Origin of the sequence: Lactococcus fujiensis JCM 16395 (genome assembly GCF_002441655.1) — a bacterium.
GTDB classification, from domain to species: Bacteria; Bacillota; Bacilli; order Lactobacillales; family Streptococcaceae; genus Lactococcus; species Lactococcus fujiensis.
Window position 1 is genome coordinate 1 of the sequence record NZ_JXJU01000041.1, and the last position, 1,888, is coordinate 1,888.

Annotated in this window: 2 protein-coding genes; both read right to left on the reverse strand. The window is 31.9% G+C overall.

Features of this window, described 5'->3' with window-relative positions; all coding sequences use genetic code 11:
* Positions 1 to 556 (reverse strand): phage replisome organizer N-terminal domain-containing protein (locus tag RT41_RS10095; protein ID WP_180752724.1); only part of this gene is annotated, 556 nt, incomplete at its 3' end.
* Between the two features lie 170 nt (positions 557 to 726).
* Positions 727 to 1,548: a tyrosine-type recombinase/integrase gene (locus tag RT41_RS10100; RefSeq protein WP_096819284.1), complete on the reverse strand. Its 822-nt coding sequence runs from the start codon at positions 1,546 to 1,548 to the stop codon at positions 727 to 729.
* Positions 1,549 to 1,888: the final 340 nt, after the last annotated feature.

The following is a 1,888-nucleotide window of genomic DNA, read 5'->3' on the forward strand; positions in this document are numbered from 1 at the left end:
TACTTGGTGAGATGATTCCAAAATTGGACTGATAGAAATCAAAGATATCTTGAATCAAAATCCCTGTGTTATTTTTTTCTGATTCTGATTCTGACTCTATCTCTGACTCTATCTCTGACTCTATCTCTGACTCTATCTCTGTTGGACATTGGTTGGACACTGGTTGGACATTGTCCAATTTTTCTACTTCTTTTTTCTTCCTATTATCCCGTTGATAACGTGCCCAATTGGTTTCTTGGTCTATTAGCGCATGTACTTGCAACATGTTTGCATTTTGCTCATCATCGAATTGGATTAAGCCATATTTAGAAAAGAAAGCTAATGCCATTTGTACTTGTTCTATCTCTTCATCTAAAGAAATAGCAAGTTCTTCTGCTAAGTTTTCAAAAGCTCCTTCATAATATAAGTAGCCATTTGTCGCCAAAGATTGTAACATTAGTCTTTGGTAAACGATAACCATAGTATCATTAGTTTTTCTAGCCTTTTTTATGATTATGTTATTGTAAAAATTTTCATCTAGCTTTAACCAAAAATATATCTTTGTTTTTCCTGCCAAACTTTCTCCTTAGTATACATGCCAAACGGCTTTGATTATTTCAAATTAAAGGGCTGGGTCACAGCCCCAATGACAAAATTTGAAGTTCTCTACATCACTTCTCCAACAGCGATGTCACTTCTTTGGAATATCTCCTGCGACTTTTTATGAGGATTCGCCAGCTCTTATTTTTATGTGTTTTTGATTTTACTGAACTGATCACTTAGCTCATTGGTACTTAATTTTGTATAAATTGTTGTAGTTGCTATGTTTTCATGACCCAGTAATTGCTGCAAAACGGTTGAATCTCCCCCATTGTCCAAAAAGGCCTTCGCAAAATAATGCCTGATGGAGTGTGGATAGACTTTTTCTTTGTTAATTTTTGCAAGACCAGCAATAGTTTTAAGGTTATTGCGGTAAGTTCTTTGATCTCTATAAAAGATAATTCCATTAATATGATTCACTCTAACGTAAGTTTTTAACTGTTTTTTCAAAAATTGAGGAATCGTTATTGTTCTTTGTTTTCCTTTATTTTCGATTGGAATTGTTTTTTTTGAAAGATCTTCAACTTTAATCGAACACGCTTCTGATATCCTTACACCAGTATTTCCAATTAATAAAATAAAGAGTCGTATTTCATCATTTGTGCTGTATTTTAATAATTTTTTGTACTCAGCTTCAGTGATTGATTCCCTGTGTTCTTTAATTTGGGACTTCAATAATTTAATTGACATTTTGTCATCAATTATTTTTTCTTTTAACAACCAATTCAAATAAACATTAATGCTTATAATTTTTTGATTAATTGTTTTCGTGGTATAAGTTTTTTGAGGTTTGTAATGGTGCTCTCTTAAATATTGTTTAAATTTGATGAGTGATTCTTTATTTAATTCAAGTTCATTAGTCCTTAAAAAATCATCCAATTGTCCGACCGTATTCAGATAATTTTTTTGCGTATTTTGACTTATTTCATTATCAATGAGATAAAGTTCATATTCTTTAATTGGAATCAAATTCACCTCCTAATATATACGTGAATATGTAGCATAATCGGGCGTTAATCATAACACTGTAAAGCACTGTAATCACTGGCTTTAAAGCAGTTTTTGTAAATTCATTAAAACAGAGGATTTTATCTAACAATTGCCTGCAATCTATGGGCAATAATTTGAACTGCTCTCTTATTTTTGGTTTTCAATTCCAATAGAATTTCCCCAGTGTCAGGATTAATGATCTTGTACATGCGCCCTACTTTTGATATAATTTATTTATTAAGTATTTTTAGTCCTGTTGCCGCAGGGCTTTTTTTTGCGTTCAATTTAACACCACCAGTTTGGTGCGAGTAACATCATT